Here is a 22,215-nt window from a genome sequence, read left to right on the forward strand (position 1 = left end):
ATTCATAAGGCTTTCTAATTTCTTTACTTTCACTATATTTTTATGAATCAGTTCATTGATATTTTCTCCAAATGGATAAATCTCCAAAATGACCTGCCGCAAAATTTTGCCAGCCAATACCAACATTCCACGATTCCCTAAAGTATCATAATGCCAAGCTTTAAGATAAAACCCAACAAAGACGAAAATTAAATACTCCGTAGGAGTAAAATATCGGTAGTAAAATTTGCTTAAAATACACGTAGTTCCGTAGGAACTACGTTTGGGAAATGGGTCTTATGTTTTTCTACCGATATATTGTTCTTATCGGGACTTTGATTTCGGGATAGAAATATTCATTTACAAGATAGGAGTGATACACTCTTTTATATTTTAGGTCGTAGGAACGCTTCGCTTAATTAGTGACTAGAATGAGTGACTTACAGGGTGGCGAAGGTGGGCATTAGTAGTACAAACCCTAAATTTACCACAAATGCCCCAATTTTGTTGCCAAGCCTTTTAGCTTTCAGTTTTATTTTTTGGTCGCCCGTTCCAAATGGCTACATATTGTCCTGTGGACATTTTTCTGGCGGCATTTTTGGCTTTTTCGGCAATTTCACCTTCATATTGTTCGTCTATGGTTTCAAACCAAAGGTGCAACCATTGCCCAAAATGAATTTGTTCTATACCGTAATCCAAATTTTTATCTACATTGATGTGTTTTTGGGTAGGATTACCTTTAAATTTGGCTATTCCAAACAAATTTGTTTCCCAAAAATCGGCTAATTTTATAAGATGTTCTGCCCACTTTTCTTCCGAAATATGCCCGTTAAAAATAGGACCTAATAAGGCATCTTTTCTAATTTTTGAATAAAAAGCATTGACCAAAATAGTAATATCGTTTCTATCCTTAATTGTTTCCATTCGATTTTTTTTTAGTTTATTACGTCATTTAGGCGTTCTACTTTGTCGTGTTTGGATAAAGAAAGGCGAACTATTGAATTTTCGTTTGCCGTTAAATCGTGCGGAATATTGCCTTCTAAAGCAATAATATTGCCTTTTTTCATCGAAAAAATTTTCCCTTCTACGCCCAATTCTATGCTTCCGTCAAGTAGATGTATCAAAATTGGGAAAGGCGTTTTGTGCTCTTTCATATTTTGCCCTCTCATCAAGGCAATGCGTATTTCTTTTGAAAAAGAAGTTTCAACAATAACTTTTGTTTTTACTTTATTTTCATCAAATTCTATATTTTCATTAAATGATCCCATTTTTGTATAATTTTAAATTATTTCTAATAATTATTTGCGGCTGCAATGGGGGCAAATTCAGTAGCAACAGTTTGCCCTATTGCGATAAGTAATTCTACATCTTCTGCATAAACGGAACGCATTTTTTCTCTCATTTCGTCAGCATCGGGTTATGTGATTTTAATGATAAGGCGAGCCATTGTTACGGCTAATTGACGACCTTCTTCTGGGGTTATGGTAAGCAACAAATTGTTAGGTATTAATTGAATTTGTTGCTTACTATAATTTCTTTGTTTTATAGATTATTTTTTTTATTTGAATTAATAAGCTGCTGTAAATCTTGTTTTGTGGTGTTTGGGATTTTCAATTTCATCGGCAATTACAACCGCCAAATCTTCTACCGACAGAATACTTCTGTTGTTAGCATCAAAAACAGGGTTGTCTTTTCCTACACGATATTTTCCCGTTCTTCCAGTAGTAATGCCTTGGTGCATTTCTAAAGCAGGGCTAAAAAACGCCCAATCTAAATCGGTTTCTTCTTTTAAAAAATTGAGATAATCTCGTGCTGCTGATGCACCATTATAAAATTCTTTTGGAAAATCAGGAGTATCTACTGCCTGAATATTATCTGCAATAAACAAACTTCCTGCACCGCCAATAACAATGTAGCGTTTTACGCCTGCAAGTTTTACGGCTTCTTGTATTGCTTTTGAACCTGCAAGAAAATCATTGTAAAGGTTTGGATTTCCCCAACCTGCATTGAAGGCACTCACAACGGTTTCGTTTCCTTTTAAAATTTCAGAAAGTTCGTTTACATTCAATACATTAGCCATAACATTTGTCAAGTTTGGCTCGTTTTCGCTTGCTTTATTTCTTGCAATTGCTGTAATGCTGTGATTTCGGTTTACCAATTCATTTGTAATGCTTTTTCCAACAAAACCTGTTGAACCAATAATTGCTATTTTCATTTTGTTTGATGTTAAATTATCCATATTACTTTGCTTTAATTCTTAATTATTTGTCAAGATTAAAACCTCAAATTTTAAAAAACAGTGCCAAAAGTTACCAATTATAAAATAATGATGGTGCTGTTTTCTTGTTTGCTTTTTTTCATCAATCTGGGAATTACTTCACGAGTTGTACCCAAATCTTAGGCTATTATTCTGTGCGAAATGCTAATTTGATTGGTTTTTAAAAGTTGACTTTTTACATTATATAATCTTGGCGGAATTTCGGAAAAAATGGTTTGTTCAATAATGCCATCGGTTTCCAATTCTCGTAGCTGATTGGTAAGTGTTTGCTTGGAGTGCATCAAAAAGTATGGGGCAAATAATTTTTGAGGTATTCAACCCAAGAACTAATGAGGTTCAATTAGTAATCTTAAAATGATTCTCCTAAAATATAAATGTACTTGCCACACGCTTTTTGATGCACTCCCCTCTGAAGCCCTAAAACGAAAAAGCAGGTGAAAATCTGTTCTTCCAAATATCTTCATGGTTTGAATTTTAGCTACGACGGATGCTTAGTTATTTGGCGTTGCTTTCTTTTTTTCTTGTTTTTTAGGGCAAGTTTTGGCAATAAAAATAAGTTCATAAAAAGTGAAATACTTGCCGCAATAAGCCAGGAACGTAACCAAACATTTAAAGCAAAGTTGCTTAACCCTATATTGATGCCTGTCAAAGTAAAGGTAATGACGCAGGTAACCAATAAATTTTGACCTATTTTTTTAACCATTAGCTTATAATTTCTTTCCAATTATCAACAAACAAATCTTTGAGCGTATATTCATTTAAAGAATCAATAAAAACCGAATAGGCTTTATTTCATTTTTTTTCAATTTACATTGATAGACCATCACAAGAAACCAACGAAGCCGACCGCTCAAGTTAAGTTCAACATCACCTACAATAACATGGCTTTCGTTGTGGATGAAAGCTACGTTATTGTAGGCAGGCTTCTTTTACTTCCAATAGTTGTTTGCCGCAGCAATAGTTGCAAATTCTGTTGCTACAGTTTGCCCTATTGCAATGAGAAAACCTGCATCTTCGGCATATTTAGGACGCAGTTTTTCTCTTATTTCAGCATCAGGTTGTGTAACTTTGATTATAAGTCTTGCTAATTTTACTGCTAATTGGCGACCTTCTTCTGGTGTTGCTGTTATCAAAGAATTGTTTGGTATTAATGAAATTTGGTCTGACATAAAATTTATTTTTAAAATTTGATATTCAAATAAAAGATTTCTCAAAGTAAGGCTTGAGCTTGAAGCTCTGAACTAATTTGTTTCGTCCATCCAATTACTCTTACTTCGGTTTGTTCAGCTTGATTAGATTCATCCAATCCTAAACCCATAAAGTAACCGTCGCCATTATCTGCTAAAGAAAAATCATGATAATACCCTTCTGTTGGCCATTTTCCAATGAGATTGGCATGATTGGAAACTACCACACCTGCGAGTTGCCCCATGCCATCTAAAAACGTTCTATTAAAGCACTCTTGGTCTCCTACCCCAAATAACGCAATGGTTTTCCCTTTAAAATCAATTCTCGAAAAATCATCGAAAAAATCTGCCCAATGAACGGCTAAGTATCCTTTTCGCCAAGTAGGAGTTCCTAATATGAAAAAATCATATTCAGCAAAGTGAGCAATCGAAATATCTCTTGCTGAAAATACATCTACTTGATAATCTGTCATATTATCTTTTATCAAATAGGCAATTCTTTCGGTATTACCAGTTTCAGAATCGTAAATCAGAGCGATTCTATTGGAATTATTTCTCATATCATACACCTTTTAATTGATAGAAAGTTTTGTTCATACCTCCCAAAACGGATCTTCATATTCAATAAATGGTTGATTTCTAAAGTTCGATTCAATCTGTTCGATTTGTTTCTGGCCTATTACTTCTTGAATCAAATTGAAGACAACCCGTTCTTCAAACCGAATATGATTTTCCATTTGTTGGACGATAGATAGTAAAATCAGAGAATCTTTTTGTTCGTTTTCCAATAAGCTTTTATCACCTTCAGCAATAATATCTGTTTTGTGGAGAGCATTCATTCGAGAAACGTTCATAAACTTATTGCCACTATATTAACGTTTTGGAAATAATACCTCCAAACAGATTAAAAATCTCCCCATCCGCCAATGGGGAGTGGTTGGAAAGGGCTAATTCAGATTGAAAAATTAGTAATCATGTAGAACGCCGCCCAACCAAAGAAACTAATCAGCAAAACCCAAACCCAAATGGGAATACTCCGAGGGGTTTCGCTTCCTTCGATGATAAACTCTTTCTGATTTCCTTTATCGTAAGCATTTATCATAATAGGAACGACACCATCAAGTACTTCATGTTCTTCGATGCCTTCCGTAATAATCTCTGGACCATTTCTTACCCGAAAAGGTATTTTTTTTATACCTTCTCTACCAGTAGGAGATTTACTAACGATAGTGAGTATATGTTCGCCATCAGTTAGTTTTTTAGTGTTTAACTCAAACTGTACTGGCGTTTGAAGAACAGCTATCGGTTGTGGCTCTTCGTCTATAAAAATCGAAACATTGCTATTGCTCATAGTCTGAATAAATTATTCTAAAAACAAATTTTTGATAGGCATACTTTCTACTGATTCAGGTTTCAGAAGATATTTTACCGAATAAATCAACGTGAATAAAGTAATTAAAGCGATTGAGCTTACGATAATCCAATCCCAATTGCTTTCTGGCCCAGCACCGTGAGTGATGCCACGTAAAAATTTTGGTTGTCGGCTTTCACAAACTGGACAAGCCAATAAGGATGGATAAGCGAACAAGTTAAAAATGATGAATAAAAGTGCCTTTTTCATTGTTTTGTTGTTTGAATTAAATCCATAATTTTCCGAATTTCTTCTTTGCTAACCTTCTTGGCACTATTTCCCCAACTGCTCCGTTCATGATTAATTAAAGCCGTTACCTCTTCGGCTGAAAGCTTATTATTTGAACCAACGGCAGGCATCACAGCAAACTCAGCTCTTGCGTCATAACCTTTCATAATGATATTTACGTAGAGTTCAAGATCGTCTCCTAGTACAATTGGGCTTCCTTTCAAAGCTGGAAATGCTCCCTTCAAACCTTCGCCATTCGCTTGGTGACAACTCTGACAGTTTGCAACGTATATCTGCTGACCATCAGGTAAACTACTTTCGGCAGTATTTTCACTTTTTTGTTTTCGTTCATACAAAAATTTCATCGGCATACTTCCGTCTGGTAGTTCCGCTTGTTTCAAGCTTTGCAGATAGGCCACTAATTGCAAGGCTTCTTTTTTAGCCACGATTTTCTGAGTTGAATTTCTATATTTATCAGGAACGTTGATTTCAATATCTCCTGCTGATAAAGTACTTTTCTCCTCAAAAAGCCACGGATAAGCTGGCATTATGGACTGTTCAACGACTGCTCTTGGTTGGAAGAGATGTAACAAATTCCATTCTAGACTGGGTTGTCTATTACCAACATCGGTCAGGTCTGGGCCTGTTCTTTCTGTTCCCATCAGCGTAGCCGTATTCCTCCATACATCTACTCGTTTATTGAGGGCATAATCCGCAGCAGTACTTGGTCTTTTCCCCCAAACTTTATCCATTTCTACATTTCTAACTTGCTGAGTGTGACACGCTACACATCCATTAGCGATAAATAATTTCTTACCTTCCATCTCATCAAGGCTAAGGCTGGTCATGGTAGGCAACGGAGCATTGTTTTCTTGATTATTCAATGCTGGTAAAATAGCAACCACAAAAGTCAAGCATAAAAACAGACTTAACGCCGCTACAAAGAGTTTTATGTGATTATTGAAAAAGTCCATTTATCTAATTTTTAATGAATTGCTTCGGTTTGATTTTCGTTGAATACTTTCAGGATTTCTACCGGATTAGTTGGCGTTTCAAATTGAATCTCCGTTTTTGCCATTCGATAAACATTATAGGCAAAAAGAAGATGGGAAATCCACATTAACGAACCACCAATGGCACGCCATATCCAATACGGAGCCATAAAGGCGACTCCTTCAATAAATGGCTTCGACTCCATCCACATTAAGCCTTTGAGCGTTGAACCAAGCATTAAAGGAAATGTGTAAAATAGTAACCCTAGAAATGCTAACCAAAAATGAGCTCCTACAATAGACTGCGGTGGTTCGTTACCAGTCAGTCTCGGCAAAATGGTATAAATAAATGCCCATAGCATAAACGTTATGATACCATACATGGTTAAGTGCGAATGTGCCACCGTAAAATCAGTAAAATGCCAAAGTAAATTTGTGTATCTAAATGCCTCAGCTGTACCTTGCAACGAACCTGTGAAATAGAAAATAATACCTATTAAGTAAAATGGAAGTGTGTAACTATGGGTTAATTTTTTCCAAGAGCCTTTGAAGGTTAGTAAAAAATTAGTTGTTCCAGATACTACAGGAATCACCATTCCGACGCTACCTACAATAGCTACTGTTTGCAACCACCAAGGAATTGAACTGAATATAAAGTGGTGTGTGCCAATGAGCGTATAAAATAAAATCTGACTCCAAAAAGCTAAAATGCCTAAACTGTATGAATAAATGGGTTTATTGAGTTGTTGGGGAAGAAAATAATACATCAATCCCAAATTGAAAAGCATAAACCACATCCCCACCCCTTGGTGCATATAATAACCCTGAATGATAGTTTCGCCAAGTCCATTTTGCCAATTCGGAATATAAGCCACAACAGTAATCACCAATAGAAACATCATGGCTGAAATAATATACCAGTTTGAAACATAAATTTCATGCGTTTTTCGGTTGGCAACGGTACGATAAAAATTATACAATGACAAGATGATACCCGTTCCAAAAATAACCATCACAGGCCAAATATATTCTCGATATTCGCCACCACTATTATTGATTCCTGCCATTAGTAAAATACTTCCCAACACAATTGCTCCATTCACCAATAACAGCGTTGCATAGCCAAGCCGCAAGCTATTTATCTGATTATTACTTACTTTGGGTACTACATAATAAGCTAACCCCAACATTGCTAATGAACACCAACCCCAAAAAACAGCATTGGTATGTACTGGACGGAGTCTTCCAAAGCTCAACCAGCTAATATGGTCAATATCAGGTGCGGTAAATTTAATTCCTAAATATTCACCAACGCTTGTTCCAAACACCAACCAAAACGTAGCCGTACTGATATACCAAATGATTAATTTTACGGTTTCTGGGTTATACTCATGTGGTGCTTGACTCTTTTTCTTAATATCTAAAAAACGAATAACGCTATTCTGATTTACATTATCTACGATTCCTTTTTGATCACGGGCTTCTCGACTACTACCCAATTCATCATCTGAAAGTTCAAAGGACAGTTCTTGAACTCTATGCTCTAAGGCTTTTACTTCTTCAGCATTCATCATTTTTATTTTATCACTGAATCTTTTCTTTTCATAGTTGAAATAAAGTTTTTTTAGCATCAGTTTAGCCCGATTGATGAAGATAAAACAAGCCACAATGATGGGTATCAGTAATAACACTAAGGTTATTATAATGCCCGATTGACTAAATAATTCTTTGGTATTTTCCATTGTTTTGTATTTAAGATAAAAGGATATTTATATCTTTATTTAATATAAAAAATTATCGTTTCAGAAATGCTAACCCAGATTTTAAGCCGATTGCTAAATCAACTATCAAAGTGGTTTCGAGCATATTTCTTAAATCATCTCTAATTTGTTTAAACTGATGGTGAACAGGGCAAGGAGCGTTTTCATTGCAACAGTCCAAACCCAAACCACAACCTTTGTAAAGATTTGTTCCGTCAATTACTTCGACAATGTGACTCAGCAAAGTAGAGTTTAACTGTAATTCACTAAAGAAAAAACCGCCGTGTGGACCTCTTTCGGAGCTAATTATTCCATGTTTAGTAAGAATTTGCAAGGTTTTAGCTGTAAATGCTTCTGGCGAACTGATGGCTTTAGCGATAGCTACCTGTCCAACTTTATTACTCTTGAGCGATTGCTCGGCGATAAAAATTGATGCCTTTATTCCATATTCACAAGCCTTTGAAAACATATCTTTCTTTTGATTATGTGACAAATATACAAACAAAATAATTAAAGACAAAAACATCTTTAATTATTTTGGCATTTTATCAAAGAATAATAGTCAAGATGACTTCAATGAGTACCAATGTACTGAAAAACAGAAATTTAATGATAATCCTACTGGCAAGATATGAATAGAGACTTTTTTATATTTTAGGTCGTAGGAACGCTTCGCTTAATTAGTGACTAGAATAGGCAAAACTTTAACAAAGACGAAAATTAAATACTCCGTAGGAGTAAAATATCGGTAGTAAAATTCGCTCAAAATACTCCTAGTTCCGTAGGAACGATATATTTCGTTCCTACGGAACTAGGATTGAGAAAAGTGTCTTGTTTTTTTCTACCGATATATTGTCCCTATCGGGACTTTGATTTCGGGATAGATATATTTTTTGCAAGATAGGAGCGAGACGTTCTTTTACATTTTAGGACGTAGAAATGCTTCGCTTAACCAATGAATAGAGTGGATACTTTTATTGTTATGTCCAACCATTTTCATTTGAACAAGTTTCAATGCTATGAACTGAATATCTGTCAAACTCTTCTCCGAATTTTTCTTCGTATTGTTGATATGCTGAAAATCCAAATATTTCTGCTTCTAAGTCCATGGTTGCTTTTGAAGGGTCGCTGTCAACCATTTCGTAATATTGCTTACCCATTCCAAGTATAAAACATCTACAATATAAAAAACCGTCATCTGAACCGTCTGTGTATTCATGAATATCCTCTCGGTCGATGTTGTAAAGTCTTTCCTCTAAAATGTGTATGAATGCCGTCAAGTCATCTTTGCTAAGTTTTAGAAGTCTTTTATTGAAATTTTCAAGGATTGTTTCTGAAAGTTCTTCACTTAGTTCTGCAAGTAATTCTTCTTCATTACTTAATAGAGCTTTTGCTCTTTTTTTATTTAATCTTGGCGAGTCTGACCATGATGATTCAATGATTTCCCAAAAAACGGTTTCGTTCATAGGTATATAATTTTGTGCTGGCTTATTTGGAATTTGTGTTGTGTCAATAACTTGATGATATCCCTTGCTAATTTTTTCTCGTATCAGCTTTTCAATTTCTTTTGTACATTCTTTATTGTCAGAAAACTCTTTGGTATTTATACGTCCTTCTGTCCCAATTTTACCCCAAGTCACAGTGTAAGTATTATCAAGTTGAGTAATCGTCCAAAATTTGTTAGAATCGCCTGTCTGATTTATAAATGTTTGTGTCATTTTTGTTAGATTTTGCTTCTTGGATTATCTTGTTGGAGTGATGTCGTAAAATGATTGCTAACTCTCTAATCTATGAAAGTTTTATCGTACTTTTTCTATTGTTGAAATAGCTAACCCTTCCAATTCCCTAAAGTATCACATTAAGCTTTAAAATAAAAACTCAATAACAACTTTCTGCCATAGAATTTATCAAACGGTATTTTCCATATTATAAGGTCAATATGCCCACTCATGGCATGACTGACAGAGGCTTACTGCTTATCAAAATTTAATGAAAGTCATGCCATGAGTATTTATCTGGAGTAGCAAAAAGATGAGCTGAAATTCCTTCCTGCAAACGGCAGGAACAAAATGTAGAAAGGCTGTCTCAAATATAAAATTTGTTGAGACAGCCTTGTATTTTTTTAGCTTTTAATCTTACCTGCTTTTGATGTGAGAGTATGGAAATTAGAATGAATATCTCAATGTTACGCCATAAGTACGTGGGTCACCGATGATACCAGCGTATTGACCAGCACTACCCGGAGCAGCTAATAATTGTTCGTAATAATTTGTGTTAGCAAGGTTTCTTCCCCAAACATAGATGGATACACCATTTGATGCTCTGAAGCCTAAGCGACCGTTCAATAATGAGTAGCCATCAATATTTAAGTATTGAGAAGGCGATGGGCTAGAAGAGAACTTCGAGCGGAAGTAAATATCTGCTGCTACAAAATAGTTACCTTTCAAACCGAAGAATCCTCCTTTTTGAGTAGCTTCAGCTCCAAATGAACCAGACCATTTTGAAATACCTGGTAAATCACCGCCAGATACATCTTTGAATGCTGTTGTACCACCAACTTCTTCTAAAGGTACTGGAGCGTTTGTGAATGAGACATATTTACCATCAGTATAAGCAACCGAACCATTAAAAGTAAAGTTGGTTAATCTTATATTACCTTCAACTTCAACACCTCTTACACGAACTTTTTCAGCATTGGCCAAGTAACCTCTGTTTACACCAGGTTCTGGTGTTTGTACCTGTGTTTGGTAATCCTTAATATCGTCATTGAATAATACAACATTCAAGAAAGAGTTTGAAGTTGGTCTTGTTTTTATACCTAATTCATAGTGAGTTACAGCCTCTGGTTTAACTTTTGCAAGGTCAATCAATACTTGTCCATTGGCAGTAGGAAGTCCCCCAATATTGATTCCAACAGGTTTGTAGCTAATGGCATAAGTACCATAAGCATTTATATTTTTTGAAGCTTTGTATTGTAAAGTCAACTGACCCGACAAATTACTTTCGCTTACTTCTGTGTCAAATGCTTGGTTTGTATATACCAGATTTTTTAGTGCTACAAGTGCTGGATCAGTTGTTTGCAAACCGCCATAAGTTACTCTGCTGTAATTAGCAGTTTTCTTATCGTAGTTATAACGAAGACCTGGCAAAACGTGTAATTTTTCATTAATTGCCCAGTCAACTTGAGCAAATGCTGCTAAACTTGTACTTTGGATTCTGTTAGTTGTACGGATACCGAAGTTGTCAAACAAACCTGGAGTTTTCCATAAAGCACTTGTAGAGCTTTGAGCAAAACGCCATTGTGCCGAACCAGCTTCTTCTGTTTGAACTGGATCTGATTTTAAATCTTGCCATAAACCAAACAAACCAATCACACCACTCAAATTAGAAGATACCTTACCAGAATAGCGAAACTCTTGAGACCATTGATCATGTGCTGAGTTACCAGAAGAAATAGTAAAGATAGGTAAGCCTGTATAATCACGGTCATTTAATGGAGTCCATTTCCAATAACGCCAAGCTGATGTTGAAGTTAAAGTACCGTTACCAATTTTGATGTCTGCATTAGCAGAAACACCACCTAATGAGTTATCAGCTTTTGAAGGAGTATCCAAATCTAAAACTCTATCGAATGCACTATTATAAGGAATTTTGTAACCCAAATCAGCAATAATTGCGTTAAATTGACGATATGCAGCACGTTTTGTAGTTACAACACCAGCTACTGGCCAGCCATATCCATTTGGTTTTTGGTCAGTATAATCACCAATGATTGTCACTTTAACATTGTCCGAAGGCGTATAAAGTAATTGACCTCTCAAGCCCAAGTTGTTGATATCATTGATACGTTGTTGAGTTTTTACATTATAAAACAATCCATCTCTTTGAGTGCCTGAGAATGAAATTCTTGCTGCCAAATGTTTGTTGATTGGGCCTGAAAGAGATGCTTTTGCTTGAATATAACCATAGTTACCATAACTTAATTCAAAGCTTGCAGTAGGCGTGAAGCTTGCTTCACGAGTAGTAATGTTGAATGCACCAGCAGTAGTGTTTTTACCAAATAACGTTCCTTGTGGTCCACGTAATACTTCTACACGCTCAATGTCAACGAAATCAAGTGCTGTAGCAGCAGGACGAGCATAGTAAACCCCATCAACATAAAAACCAACGCCTGGGTCGATACCATCATTTGTTAAACCAAATGTAGAACCTAAACCTCTGATATTCAACGTAGTGTTACGAGCATTTGAAGCGTAAAGTTGTACGGTTGGTACTAATTCTTTCAAACGGTTCACGTTAAATGCCCCTGCATCTTCTGCCGTTGTACCACGAATTACTGTGATTGGAATCGGAATATCTTGTACTGCTTCTTGACGACGACGAGAAGAAACCACTACATCAGCTAACTGACTTACATCTTCATCTAATTTGATAGTTGCTTTATCTGAGCTAATGACCACTTCTTTTTTTACATATCCAACAAATGAGACGATTACACTAAATGGAAGTTTTTGTCCAGTAATTAAAGAGAAATCACCATTTGCATCTGTGGTTGAACCATTGGTAGTTCCTTTGATTTGAACAGCAGCACCTATCAGAGGTTCATTAGTTTTTGAGTCTATTACCTTACCAGAAATTCTCGCATTGATAGTTGGCTTATCTTGTGCCGATGTCAATAAAGGAAGTATTATCGAAAGTACTAGTAAGGATGATTTGAAAAATTGTTTCATTGATTGTTATAATTAAATTGTTCTAAATAGAATATAATCTATATATTAAATAGACTATTTTTTCAAAAAAAAGCCTAAGATATTGCTTCAAAGGCAAGTTATTTTATTGTAAGTAACAAGAATTTCGTTTAGCTTCATATTTGCCAATATTCGGATTTGTAAGGTCCTACATTATTAGCAAAAATGACTAATAACTAAATTTGAAATAAGTAATATGATTATTAGTCTATAATTTCGATAGGCAAAGTTGTTTTATTGATTTTGAATATCCAAATGTTTTTTGAAAATATTTAACTTTGATTAGCAAAATGTATAGAAAAAACACCTTTTAGCAGCAATTAATAGAATGGGGGGATTTAATCATTCGCAAAATTATATTTCAAAAAATGAAGGATCTGCACAATTTTGAATGGTAGATTCTTCAGACGTCGATAAATTGATGCGTTTTGTCGAATAAAGAGATGGCTTTTGCGTTTTTATTTACTATTTTTAGGCTATACTGTTTTTTCAAACCGATTTAACAGACTTTATTGGTAAGATTTTTACTGAATTTAATTTTAACTTCAATCAACAAACCCCAATATGAATAGAAGGGATTTTATCCAATTATCTGGTATGGGCTTAGGAGCCATGATGGGTTCGTCCATTCCTGTTTTGGGAAATATTGTTACGGCAGACCACTTGCTAGAACCTGCCGCTGATGTCGCTTTCAAAAAACGAATGGCAGACATCGCCCTCAATGCTACCAAATCTCGTGGTGCTACATATACGGATGTTCGTATCGGTAGATATTTGCAACAATATTTGTTTACTCGTGAAAACAAAGTGCAGAATATTGTGAATGCGGAATCGTACGGAGTAGGCATTAGAGTAATAGCTAATGGTACTTGGGGTTTCTCTGCAACAAGCGATGTTACGCCAGAAGGTATTGCTAAATGTGCTGAAACGGCAGTAGCCATTGCCAAAGCTAATTCAAAAATTCAAAAAGAACCAGTCATTCTTGCTCCACAAAAAGGTGTTGGTGAAGTTTCTTGGAAAACGCCCATCCAAAAAAATGCTTTTGAAGTACCAGTTCAAGAAAAAATTGATTTGTTGATGAAAGTAAACAGCGAAGCCATGAAAAATGGTGCTGGTTTTGTTACTTCAAATTTGTTTTTGGTGAATGAACAAAAGTACTTTGCTTCTTCGGACGGTTCTTATATCGACCAAGAGGTTCATCGTATTTGGCCAACGTTTACAGTAACTGCGGTTGATAAAGCGGCGGGAAAATTCAAAACTCGTGATGCAATCAGCTCGCCAATGGGAATGGGTTATGAGTATCTCGACGGTTTGGCAAGTGAAAAAATTGCTGCTCCAAATGGTTTAGTTGGCTACCGCAATTCTTATGATATGGTAGAAGATGCTATCATGGCAGCCAAACAAGCCAAAGAAAAAATGACTGCGAAGTCTGTAATGGCTGGGAAATATGATTTAATTCTGGATCCAAATCACTTAGGTTTAACGATTCATGAATCGGTTGGTCACCCGACTGAACTTGACCGTGTATTGGGTTACGAAGCCAATTATGCTGGAACAAGTTTTGCTACTTTGGATAAATGGAAAACGAAGGCTTTCAACTATGGAAGTAAGCAAGTAAATATTGTTGCTGATAAAACTCAACCGCATACTTTAGGAACAGTTGGTTACGACGACGAAGGTGTACCTTGTAAAGAATGGGATTTAATCAAAGATGGGATTTTGGTGAATTACCAAGCTACTCGTGACCAAGTGAATATTTTAGGTGAAAATGCTTCGCATGGCTGTTGTTATGCCGACAACTGGAATTCGGTTCAGTTCCAAAGAATGCCAAATGTTTCTTTGCGTCCGGGTAAAGAGAAATTGAGTGTTTTTGACATGATTAAGGGTGTTGAAAAAGGAATTTACATCATCGGTCGTGGTTCGTATTCAATTGACCAACAGCGTTATAACTTTCAATTCGGCGGTCAGTTGTTCTATGAAATCAAGAATGGAGAAATTGTGGGAATGTTAGACGATGTCGCTTATCAGTCGAATACACAAGAATTCTGGAATTCATGTGCTCAAATTTGTGATAAAGACGACTACCGTACTTTTGGTTCTTTCTTCGATGGAAAAGGTCAGCCTTCACAAGTAAGTGCTGTTTCTCATGGAAGTTCGACAACACGTTTCAACGGTGTAAATGTGATTAACACAGGACGTAAAATATAGCTGTATGCTATCAGCTTTCTGTCGTCAGCTTTCGGTTTAAGATATTTTCTAATCCGAAGTCCGATAGTCGAAATCCGATAGCTTGAAGAACCCTTAATCTCGCAAAAAAACATGTCAATTATATTAACAAAAGAAGAAGCTAAAAAAATCATAGACAAGGTTTTAGCCTTTTCAAAAGCCGACGAAATGAGTGTGTCGCTGGGAGGTAGTCGCACAGGAAATATTCGTTATGCTAGAAACTCTGTTTCGACAAGTGGAGAATCACTTGACCTTTCTTTGGCAGTAACAGCAGTATTTGGCAAACGTTCAGGTACAGCAACTATCAACGAATTTGACGATAAATCTTTAGAAAAAACCGTTAGAAGAGCTGAAGAAATTGCCAAATTAGCCCCAGAAAATCCTGAATATGTACCGATGCTTGGGCCACAGACATATTTAGAAACAAGTACTTTTTCAGAAAGTACGGCTAAAATCGACCCAGATTATCGTGCAAAAGCTGCTTTTGAAAGTATAGACCCTTGTTCTAAAAAAGGCTTAACCGCTGCAGGTTACTTAGAAGATTCATCGGGCTTCAATGCTATGGGAAACAGCAAAGGGCTTTTTGCTTACAATAAATCAACTTCAATTGATTTTTCAATTACAGTTCGTACAGCAGACGGTTTAGGTTCTGGTTATGCCATTCGTGATTTTAACGATGCTTCGAAACTAAGTACAAAATCGGCAACAGAAATTGCCATGCAAAAAGCGTTGGCTTCAAGTTCAGCAAAAGCTTTAGAACCTGGAAAATATACCGTAATTCTTGAGCCTGCCGCTTCTATCGATTTATTGCAAAATATGATGCGAAGCATGGATGCCAGAAATGCTGACGAAGGAAGAAGTTTCTTGAGTAAGAAAGGTGGCGGTATTCGTTTAGGAGAAAAATTATTTGATGAAAGAGTTAATATATTCTCCGACCCAAGTAATCCTGAAATTCCTAAAGCTGGTTTTTCTGGTGATGGTCGTCCACAAGAAAAAATTTATTGGATAGAAAACGGAGTAGTAAAAAACCTTACTTATTCAAGATTTTGGGCAGAGAAAAAAGGTGTAAAAGCTACACCACCACCATCAGGATTTATCATGGCGGGCGGTACAGAATCTTTAGCAGACTTGATTAAAGGAACTGAAAAAGGTATTTTGGTTACTCGTTTTTGGTATATCCGTGCGGTTGACCCACAAACATTACTTTACACAGGACTTACTCGTGACGGTACTTTTTATATTGAAAAAGGACAAATTAAATATCCAATCAAGAATTTCCGTTTCAATGAAAGCCCAGTAATTATGCTTAATAATTTAGAAGCAATGGGTGTGCCAATGCGTATTGGAGGTAGTTTGATTCCTCCGTTGAAAATAAGAGACTTTACCTTCAGTAGTTTATCTAATGCAGTTTAGTTGATGAAGGTGAATGGCTGTAAACCCAGACCATTCACCTTCTTTATTTAACCATTCATCAAAATCATCATTTCAAAGTATTTAATACTTCATCAGAAACAATATATTTAGGTATTTGGAAAAACTTAACAAAGAGGTTTTTGGAGTATCTTATTAACTTTTAGCATCACTTTGAAAGATTTAATAAGTATAATTCCTTAACAATTTTCGTGAGTATTTTTCTTTTATCTATTTCAACAAAAAAACTAAAAAACTTTGAAAAGAAGAGATTTTATTCAAATGTCAGGCTTGGGAATGGGAGCGATGATGCTACCAAACATCCCAATCGTCGGAAGGTCTGTTTCAGCAGAAGCTCTTATGGATGGTTACGTAGATGTAGCTGTTAAAAAAAGATTAGCTGATGCTGCTCTCAATGCTGCCAAAGCCAAAGGCGCAACTTACACCGATGTAAGAATTGGGCGTTACCTCAATCAATATGTTGTTACTCGTGAAGACAAAGTTCAAAACATTGTCAACACCGAATCTTATGGAGTAGGCGTAAGAGTAATTGCCAATGGTTGTTGGGGTTTTGCGGCGGTGGTAGATGCCAAATCAGAAGCCGATACCGCACGTGCCGCCGAAGAAGCCGTGGCGATTGCCAAAGCAAATGCCAAATTGATGACGCAACCTGTTCAATTAGCTCCACAAAAAGGTTTTGGAGAAGTTAGCTGGAAAGCACCCATTCAGAAAAATGCTTTTGAAGTCCCGATTAAAGAAAAAGTTGATTTACTATTGGGTGTAAATGATGCTGCCATGAAAAATGGTGCTAATTATGTAAACTCAGTGATGTTTTTAGTGAACGAGCAAAAGTATTTTGCTTCTTCGGATGGTTCGTATATCGACCAAGATATTCATAGAATTTGGCCGATTTTTAATGTCACCACTATCGACCCTAAATCTGGGAAATTTGAAACTCGCCGTACATTAAGTGCACCAATGGGAATGGGTTACGAATACCTTCAAACTAATCCAAGCGATAAAATTACAGGAATAACTACTCGCTACAACAAAGGTTACGATATGTTGGAAGACGTTATCGCTGCCTCAAAACAAGCCAAAGAAAAACTTACCGCAAAATCTGTAGAAGCTGGGAAGTACGATTTAGTATTAGACCCTTCACACCTTTGGTTAACGATTCACGAATCGGTAGGTCACCCATTGGAACTTGACCGTGTTTTGGGTTACGAAGCCAATTTTGCAGGTACTTCATTTGCTACTTTAGATAAATGGCAAAGTAAAAACTTCAACTACGGAAGCAAACAAGTAAATCTATTTGCTGATAAAACACAAGTAGGTTCGCTAGGTGCTGTAGGTTGGGACGACGAAGGAGTAAAAACCAAACAATGGGATTTAGTAAAAGATGGTACTTTGGTGAATTACCAAGCCATTCGTGACCAAGCCCATATTATCGGCGAAAAGGAATCTCATGGTTGTTGTTATGCAGATAGCTGGTCGTCAGTACAGTTTCAACGGATGGCAAATGTTTCGCTTGCCGCAGGCAAAACACCTTTATCGGTTGAAGAAATGATTAAAGATGTTAAAAAAGGAATTTATATTATTGGTGATGGTTCGTTCTCGATTGACCAACAACGTTATAACTTCCAATTTGGCGGACAATTGTATTATGAGATTAAAGATGGAAAAATTGTAGGAATGCTAAAAGATGTGGCTTACCAATCGAATACTCAGGAATTCTGGAATTCATGTGTACAAGTTTGTGATGAGCGTGATTACCGTTTGGGTGGTTCTTTCTTTGATGGAAAAGGTCAGCCTTCGCAATCAAGTGCTGTTTCACATGGTAGTTCAACAGCTCGTTTTAATGGCGTAAATGTAATTAATACAGCAAGGAAAATATAGCTTTAGGCTATCAGCTTTCGGTCTTCAGCTTTCGGATTTAATAATCCTTTTAAAAATCCGACATCTGAAATCCGATACCCGAAAGCTAACTAGCTTCCAAACTCTTTAATCTCGAAACAAAATGTCAGTAATATTAACCGAAAGTGAAGCTAAAACCTTGCTTGAAAAGGTTTTAAAGTATTCAAAAGCAGATGAATGTGAAGTGAATCTGTCTGGCGAAATACGTGGAAATATCCGCTATGCTCGTAATGAAGTATCCACAAGTGGTGCTTTAACTAATCAAAATTTATCGGTGCAGTCTGCCTTTGGTAAAAAAGTAGGCGTTGCAACCATTGATGAATTTGATGATGCTTCTTTGGAAAAAGTAGTGCGTCGTTCAGAAGAATTGGCACAACTAGCTCCTGAAAACCCAGAATATGTAGGTTTGTTAGGGCCACAAACTTATATAAAATCTAATGGATATTTTGATTCAACTGCCAGCGTTTCGCCAGATACTCGTGCAGAAGCTGTCAGTAAAAGTTTGAAATTATCCAGAGAACAAAAATTAGTTGCTGCTGGCTTTTTAGAAGACCAAAAAGGTTACTCTGCCATGATGAATTCTAAAGGGCTTTTTGCTTTTTACAAAAGTACGAATGTGAATTTTTCTTTGACAGTTCGTACAGAAGATGGTACAGGTTCTGGCTACGTAGCAAAAGGCTATAGCGATGTTAATAAATTAGATACTGCAGCAGCGACAAAAATTGCGATGCAAAAATCATTGGGTTCAAAAGGAGCAAGAGCTTTAGAACCCGGTAAATATACCGTGATTCTAGAACCAACTGCGGCAGTAGTTTTATTAGAAAACATCTATTACGATATGGATGCCCGCAGTGCAGATGAAGGTCGTTCGTTTTTCAGTAAACCCGGAGGAAAAACAAAGCTTGGCGAAAAGATTGTCGATGAAAGAGTAACGTTTTTCTCAGATCCAATGCATCCAGAATTACCAGCAGCTTCTTGGTCTGGTGATGGTTTACCACAAGAAAAAATGATGTGGATTGAAAAAGGCGTGGTTAAAAATCTTTCTTATTCAAGATATTGGGCAAAAGAAAAAGGTGTAAAACCAATTCCTTCTCCTAATAACATGATTATGACGGGTGGAACGGCCACTTTGGAAGAAATGATTAAAAGTACACAAAGAGGTATTTTAGTCACTAAACTTTGGTATATCCGTTCTGTAGATCCACAAACATTATTACAAACTGGTCTTACACGTGACGGTACTTTTTACATTGAAGATGGAAAAATCAAGTATCCAATCAAAAATTTCAGATTCAACGAAAGTCCGATTATCATGCTCAATAACCTTGAAATGTTAGGTAAAACTGAACGTGTAGTAAGTACAGAATCGAATCAGAATTACATGGTACCGCCAATGAAAATCAGAGAGTTTACTTTCTCGTCACTTTCGGATGCGGTATAATATTTAGCTTTCGGATTTCGGTCGTCGGCTATCTGTCATCGGGTTTTAGCATGTAGATTAATTTAAAATAAATCTAGCATTTAATATCCGATGACCGACTTCCAACGGCTGACATCCGAAAGCCAACTCAAAATTATGAAACCATTTATTTTTACAAGAATTCAATACAGTTCTGGAGATTGGGATACTGACCAACGAATGCCTTCAAATATCCTTAATTCATTGGTAGAATACACAACGATACCCATTGATGAAAAAGAAAAAGTGGTTTTATTGAGCAGTAACGAGCTTTTTAAAAGTCCTTTTTGCTATTTGAGTGGACATAAATTGGTAGAATTTTCCAGTAAAGAAAGAGACAATTTTCGCAAATATGTAGAAAACGGTGGTTTTGTGTTTGTAGATGATTGTAATCATGATATTGATGGACTTTTTGCCAAATCTTTTGAACAAGAAATGGGAAGAACTTTCGGCGAAAAAGCTTTACAAAAAATCCCGAATACTCATCCAATTTACAATTGCTTTTTCCATTTTGAAGGCCCACCAACAACCAGTTTTGAATTAAACGGTTGGGGAGATGACCTTGTTCATGATTATTTAAAAGCTATCACCATCAATGATAGAATTGGCGTTTTGTACAGTAATAAAGATTACGGCTGTGAATGGGATTATGACTTCCGAAATAAGCGATGGCTCGCAGAAGACAATACAAAATTTGGAGTAAATATCATTCAATACGCACTAACAGTATAGACATTGGAAAATAAAGACCTTACTTTTTATAAAACATTAGTGGCGAAACTGCCATTGCTCAAAAAAGAAATTGCCAAAGTTATTGTAGGACAAGAAGAAGCAATTGATGAAATCCTGATTTCCCTTTTGGCAGGTGGACATTGTTTGTTGGAAGGCGTTCCAGGTTTGGCAAAAACGTTGATGGTAAAAACTATCTCTGAGGCGTTAGAAATGAAATTCAAAAGAGTACAATTCACGCCTGATTTAATGCCGGGTGATATTGTAGGAACTGAAATTTTGGAAGAAGACCACGAAACTGGTAAGAAATTCTTCAAATTTAATAAAGGGCCAATCTTTGCAAATATTGTTTTGGCAGATGAAATCAACCGTACTCCTCCTAAAACGCAAGCAGCTTTACTTGAAGCGATGCAAGAATATAAAGTAACTTATGCAGGTACAAATTATGATTTGCCTAAGCCTTTTTTGATTATTGCCACGCAAAATCCCATCGAACAAGCGGGTACTTATCCACTTCCAGAAGCTCAATTAGACCGCTTTTTATTGTACATCAAACTGGGCTATCCTTCTGAAACAGAGGAATTACAAGTATTAAAAAGTACGACTGGTGTAGGTAAGCAAACTTTACAAACGGTGATGACTGACGAAGACATTATTACTTTGCAACAACTAACCCGTCAGGTACATATTAGTGAAGAATTGATTGTAAAAATCAATCAAATCGTACGCTCTACTCGTCCAGCAAGTACTTCTTCAACTTTTGTAAAACAATGGTGCGATTGGGGAGCAGGCCCACGAGCAGGACAAGCTTTAGTACTTTGTGCCAAAGCAAGAGCCGTTTTAAACGAACGTTTTTCTATATTACCAGAAGACATTGAAACACTTGCCTTTCCGATTTTAAGACATCGTATTGCCCTTAATTTCAGAGCTGATGCCGAAGGAATTACGACGGATGATGTGATTGCTGAATTATTGAAAAATTTGAAATAATTATGGCATTATTATCAAACGAATTAGTAAAACTCAACAACCTACAGCTAGCTGGAAAACTAGTTAGTGAAGAGCTAATGTTGGGAATTCACCACAGTAAACGCTTTGGCTACGGAATAGAATTTGAACAATACAAACATTATCAAGCTGGCGATGACCCTAAAAGAATCGACTGGAAACTCTATGCAAGAACGCAAAAGCATTTAGTTCGTGAATCTTCCACAGAAAGTAATTATCATCTTAGGCTAATAATTGATTTGTCTGGCTCGATGAATTATGTCGAAAATGGTGTCAGTCGTTTACAATATGCTAAAATTTTATTGGCTTCTTTGGCTTATTTAGGCTATCGCCAAGGCGATATGATGAGTTTGTATGCCTTGCAAAATGGAGAAGTACAAACCTTAGTAAGTTCGGGAAAACAGTCTTTTCAAAGAATTTTATATGAACTTGAAAAAGCGGAAGCTAAAGGCGATTGGCAAAATCAGAATCCTAAATTTCCTGTTTTTCAACAAAAACAAAAAGAGGTTGTCATTTTCGTTTCCGACTTCCTACAAATCAGTGAAGAGTGGTTGAATTTGATAAAAAATCTAGCCAATCCGCATCGTGAAGTAATGGTTTTTCAGGTATTGGGTAAACAAGAATTAGCGTTTGATTTAAAAGGATTTTACCGTTTTAAAGATTTAGAAACTGGGAAAGAAGTAGAATTACAAGCAGAAAGTATCAAAGCAGAAGTCATTAAAAATGCACAGAATTACCAGAAGAATTTAGCATCTGCTTTACAAATACCATTTGTGTATTTACTCCAGACAAATCTGGGGGAACCCATCGCCAATGTCATCAGCGAATCTTTGAAAAAAAGGAAAGGGTGATTTTGCTATATGCTTTATGCTAAAATACCTTG

22 protein-coding genes and 1 pseudogene are annotated in these 22,215 nt (G+C 36.2%); 7 read left to right on the forward strand and 16 right to left on the reverse strand.

The annotated features are described in order from the left end of the window. Window positions 1-498: 498 nt before the first annotated feature. From HNP25_RS06675 to HNP25_RS06750, 16 genes and pseudogenes are all read right to left on the reverse strand, one after another. Window positions 499-903: a group III truncated hemoglobin gene (locus tag HNP25_RS06675; RefSeq protein ID WP_184132252.1), complete on the reverse strand. Its 405-nt coding sequence runs from the start codon at window positions 901-903 to the stop codon at window positions 499-501. 11 nt (window positions 904-914) lie between these two features. Then, window positions 915-1,247, reverse strand: coding sequence for a cupin domain-containing protein (locus tag HNP25_RS06680; RefSeq protein WP_184132255.1), 333 nt, complete (start codon window positions 1,245-1,247; stop codon window positions 915-917). 23 nt (window positions 1,248-1,270) lie between these two features. After that, window positions 1,271-1,474, reverse strand: a pseudogene (locus HNP25_RS06685) (hexameric tyrosine-coordinated heme protein). Between the two features lie 72 nt (window positions 1,475-1,546). Beyond that, entirely contained in the window at window positions 1,547-2,194 is a 648-nt protein-coding gene (locus HNP25_RS06690; RefSeq protein ID WP_184132258.1) for an NAD(P)-dependent oxidoreductase, read from the reverse strand. Window positions 2,195-2,376: 182 nt separating this feature from the next. Then, window positions 2,377-2,538: a winged helix-turn-helix transcriptional regulator gene (locus HNP25_RS06695; RefSeq protein WP_184132261.1), complete on the reverse strand. Its 162-nt coding sequence runs from the start codon at window positions 2,536-2,538 to the stop codon at window positions 2,377-2,379. Window positions 2,539-2,735: 197 nt separating this feature from the next. Next, complete coding sequence (locus HNP25_RS22050; RefSeq protein ID WP_184132264.1) at window positions 2,736-2,960, reverse strand: DUF2798 domain-containing protein; 225 nt, start codon at window positions 2,958-2,960, stop codon at window positions 2,736-2,738. Between the two features lie 226 nt (window positions 2,961-3,186). Then, the gene (locus HNP25_RS06705; RefSeq protein ID WP_184132267.1) at window positions 3,187-3,426 is read right to left on the reverse strand and encodes a hexameric tyrosine-coordinated heme protein; all 240 of its coding nucleotides are present in this window, start codon (window positions 3,424-3,426) and stop codon (window positions 3,187-3,189) included. A 41-nt stretch (window positions 3,427-3,467) separates the two neighbouring features. Beyond that, complete coding sequence (locus HNP25_RS06710) at window positions 3,468-4,004, reverse strand: flavodoxin (RefSeq protein ID WP_184132270.1); 537 nt, start codon at window positions 4,002-4,004, stop codon at window positions 3,468-3,470. A gap of 33 nt (window positions 4,005-4,037) precedes the next feature. Next, window positions 4,038-4,298 carry a hypothetical protein gene (locus HNP25_RS06715; protein WP_184132274.1) on the reverse strand — a complete coding sequence of 87 codons (261 nt, stop codon included), beginning with the start codon at window positions 4,296-4,298 and terminating at the stop codon, window positions 4,038-4,040. Between the two features lie 98 nt (window positions 4,299-4,396). Continuing rightward, window positions 4,397-4,795, reverse strand: coding sequence for a cytochrome C (locus HNP25_RS06720; RefSeq protein WP_184132276.1), 399 nt, complete (start codon window positions 4,793-4,795; stop codon window positions 4,397-4,399). Window positions 4,796-4,807: 12 nt separating this feature from the next. Beyond that, complete coding sequence (locus tag HNP25_RS06725; RefSeq protein ID WP_184132279.1) at window positions 4,808-5,065, reverse strand: hypothetical protein; 258 nt, start codon at window positions 5,063-5,065, stop codon at window positions 4,808-4,810. Further along, window positions 5,062-6,057, reverse strand: a complete 996-nt coding sequence (locus HNP25_RS06730; RefSeq protein ID WP_184132282.1) for a cbb3-type cytochrome c oxidase subunit II — start codon at window positions 6,055-6,057, stop codon at window positions 5,062-5,064. Before HNP25_RS06730 ends, HNP25_RS06725 begins: the two co-directional genes overlap by 4 nt. An 11-nt stretch (window positions 6,058-6,068) precedes the next feature. Beyond that, window positions 6,069-7,817 carry a cbb3-type cytochrome c oxidase subunit I gene (locus tag HNP25_RS06735; protein ID WP_184132286.1) on the reverse strand — a complete coding sequence of 583 codons (1,749 nt, stop codon included), beginning with the start codon at window positions 7,815-7,817 and terminating at the stop codon, window positions 6,069-6,071. A 52-nt stretch (window positions 7,818-7,869) separates the two neighbouring features. Then, entirely contained in the window at window positions 7,870-8,304 is a 435-nt protein-coding gene (locus tag HNP25_RS06740) for an RrF2 family transcriptional regulator (protein WP_184132290.1), read from the reverse strand. Window positions 8,305-8,815: 511 nt separating this feature from the next. Beyond that, a complete protein-coding gene (locus HNP25_RS06745; protein ID WP_184132293.1) occupies window positions 8,816-9,553 on the reverse strand; it encodes a WGR domain-containing protein in 738 nt (245 codons plus the stop codon). A gap of 447 nt (window positions 9,554-10,000) precedes the next feature. Next, entirely contained in the window at window positions 10,001-12,565 is a 2,565-nt protein-coding gene (locus tag HNP25_RS06750; RefSeq protein ID WP_184132296.1) for a TonB-dependent receptor, read from the reverse strand. 582 nt (window positions 12,566-13,147) lie between these two features. Here HNP25_RS06750 and HNP25_RS06755 point away from each other — a divergent pair. From HNP25_RS06755 to HNP25_RS06785, 7 genes are all read left to right on the forward strand, one after another. Then, a complete protein-coding gene (locus tag HNP25_RS06755; protein WP_184132300.1) occupies window positions 13,148-14,791 on the forward strand; it encodes a TldD/PmbA family protein in 1,644 nt (547 codons plus the stop codon). A gap of 111 nt (window positions 14,792-14,902) precedes the next feature. Then, window positions 14,903-16,222: a TldD/PmbA family protein gene (locus tag HNP25_RS06760; protein WP_184132303.1), complete on the forward strand. Its 1,320-nt coding sequence runs from the start codon at window positions 14,903-14,905 to the stop codon at window positions 16,220-16,222. 255 nt (window positions 16,223-16,477) lie between these two features. Continuing rightward, a complete protein-coding gene (locus HNP25_RS06765) occupies window positions 16,478-18,118 on the forward strand; it encodes a TldD/PmbA family protein (RefSeq protein WP_184132307.1) in 1,641 nt (546 codons plus the stop codon). 121 nt (window positions 18,119-18,239) lie between these two features. After that, the gene (locus tag HNP25_RS06770) at window positions 18,240-19,577 is read left to right on the forward strand and encodes a TldD/PmbA family protein (protein ID WP_184132309.1); all 1,338 of its coding nucleotides are present in this window, start codon (window positions 18,240-18,242) and stop codon (window positions 19,575-19,577) included. A gap of 135 nt (window positions 19,578-19,712) precedes the next feature. Next, window positions 19,713-20,327 carry a DUF4159 domain-containing protein gene (locus HNP25_RS06775; protein WP_184132312.1) on the forward strand — a complete coding sequence of 205 codons (615 nt, stop codon included), beginning with the start codon at window positions 19,713-19,715 and terminating at the stop codon, window positions 20,325-20,327. A 3-nt stretch (window positions 20,328-20,330) separates the two neighbouring features. After that, window positions 20,331-21,314 (forward strand): AAA family ATPase, encoded by a 984-nt coding sequence (locus HNP25_RS06780; RefSeq protein WP_184132314.1) that lies wholly within the window; start codon window positions 20,331-20,333, stop codon window positions 21,312-21,314. A 2-nt stretch (window positions 21,315-21,316) separates the two neighbouring features. Continuing rightward, window positions 21,317-22,183, forward strand: coding sequence for a DUF58 domain-containing protein (locus tag HNP25_RS06785; protein ID WP_184132317.1), 867 nt, complete (start codon window positions 21,317-21,319; stop codon window positions 22,181-22,183). Window positions 22,184-22,215: the final 32 nt, after the last annotated feature.

Origin of the sequence: Arcicella rosea (assembly GCF_014204325.1) — a bacterium.
Taxonomy (GTDB): domain Bacteria; phylum Bacteroidota; class Bacteroidia; order Cytophagales; family Spirosomataceae; genus Arcicella; species Arcicella rosea_A.

What these genes read in the sequence shown, in the direction of transcription:
- HNP25_RS06760 (WP_184132303.1), top strand. Translation starts at nt 14,903, where the DNA reads ATGTCAATTATATTAACAAAAGAAGAAGCTAAAAAAATCATAGACAAG.
- HNP25_RS06720 (WP_184132276.1), bottom strand. Translation starts at nt 4,795, where the DNA reads ATGAGCAATAGCAATGTTTCGATTTTTATAGACGAAGAGCCACAACCG.
- HNP25_RS22050 (WP_184132264.1), bottom strand. Translation starts at nt 2,960, where the DNA reads ATGGTTAAAAAAATAGGTCAAAATTTATTGGTTACCTGCGTCATTACC.
- HNP25_RS06735 (WP_184132286.1), bottom strand. Translation starts at nt 7,817, where the DNA reads ATGGAAAATACCAAAGAATTATTTAGTCAATCGGGCATTATAATAACC.
- HNP25_RS06705 (WP_184132267.1), bottom strand. Translation starts at nt 3,426, where the DNA reads ATGTCAGACCAAATTTCATTAATACCAAACAATTCTTTGATAACAGCA.
- HNP25_RS06770 (WP_184132309.1), top strand. Translation starts at nt 18,240, where the DNA reads ATGTCAGTAATATTAACCGAAAGTGAAGCTAAAACCTTGCTTGAAAAG.
- HNP25_RS06680 (WP_184132255.1), bottom strand. Translation starts at nt 1,247, where the DNA reads ATGGGATCATTTAATGAAAATATAGAATTTGATGAAAATAAAGTAAAA.
- HNP25_RS06715 (WP_184132274.1), bottom strand. Translation starts at nt 4,298, where the DNA reads ATGAACGTTTCTCGAATGAATGCTCTCCACAAAACAGATATTATTGCT.
- HNP25_RS06675 (WP_184132252.1), bottom strand. Translation starts at nt 903, where the DNA reads ATGGAAACAATTAAGGATAGAAACGATATTACTATTTTGGTCAATGCT.
- HNP25_RS06755 (WP_184132300.1), top strand. Translation starts at nt 13,148, where the DNA reads ATGAATAGAAGGGATTTTATCCAATTATCTGGTATGGGCTTAGGAGCC.
- HNP25_RS06745 (WP_184132293.1), bottom strand. Translation starts at nt 9,553, where the DNA reads ATGACACAAACATTTATAAATCAGACAGGCGATTCTAACAAATTTTGG.
- HNP25_RS06730 (WP_184132282.1), bottom strand. Translation starts at nt 6,057, where the DNA reads ATGGACTTTTTCAATAATCACATAAAACTCTTTGTAGCGGCGTTAAGT.
- HNP25_RS06785 (WP_184132317.1), top strand. Translation starts at nt 21,317, where the DNA reads ATGGCATTATTATCAAACGAATTAGTAAAACTCAACAACCTACAGCTA.
- HNP25_RS06690 (WP_184132258.1), bottom strand. Translation starts at nt 2,194, where the DNA reads ATGAAAATAGCAATTATTGGTTCAACAGGTTTTGTTGGAAAAAGCATT.
- HNP25_RS06710 (WP_184132270.1), bottom strand. Translation starts at nt 4,004, where the DNA reads ATGAGAAATAATTCCAATAGAATCGCTCTGATTTACGATTCTGAAACT.
- HNP25_RS06725 (WP_184132279.1), bottom strand. Translation starts at nt 5,065, where the DNA reads ATGAAAAAGGCACTTTTATTCATCATTTTTAACTTGTTCGCTTATCCA.
- HNP25_RS06695 (WP_184132261.1), bottom strand. Translation starts at nt 2,538, where the DNA reads ATGCACTCCAAGCAAACACTTACCAATCAGCTACGAGAATTGGAAACC.
- HNP25_RS06750 (WP_184132296.1), bottom strand. Translation starts at nt 12,565, where the DNA reads ATGAAACAATTTTTCAAATCATCCTTACTAGTACTTTCGATAATACTT.
- HNP25_RS06775 (WP_184132312.1), top strand. Translation starts at nt 19,713, where the DNA reads ATGAAACCATTTATTTTTACAAGAATTCAATACAGTTCTGGAGATTGG.
- HNP25_RS06740 (WP_184132290.1), bottom strand. Translation starts at nt 8,304, where the DNA reads ATGTTTTCAAAGGCTTGTGAATATGGAATAAAGGCATCAATTTTTATC.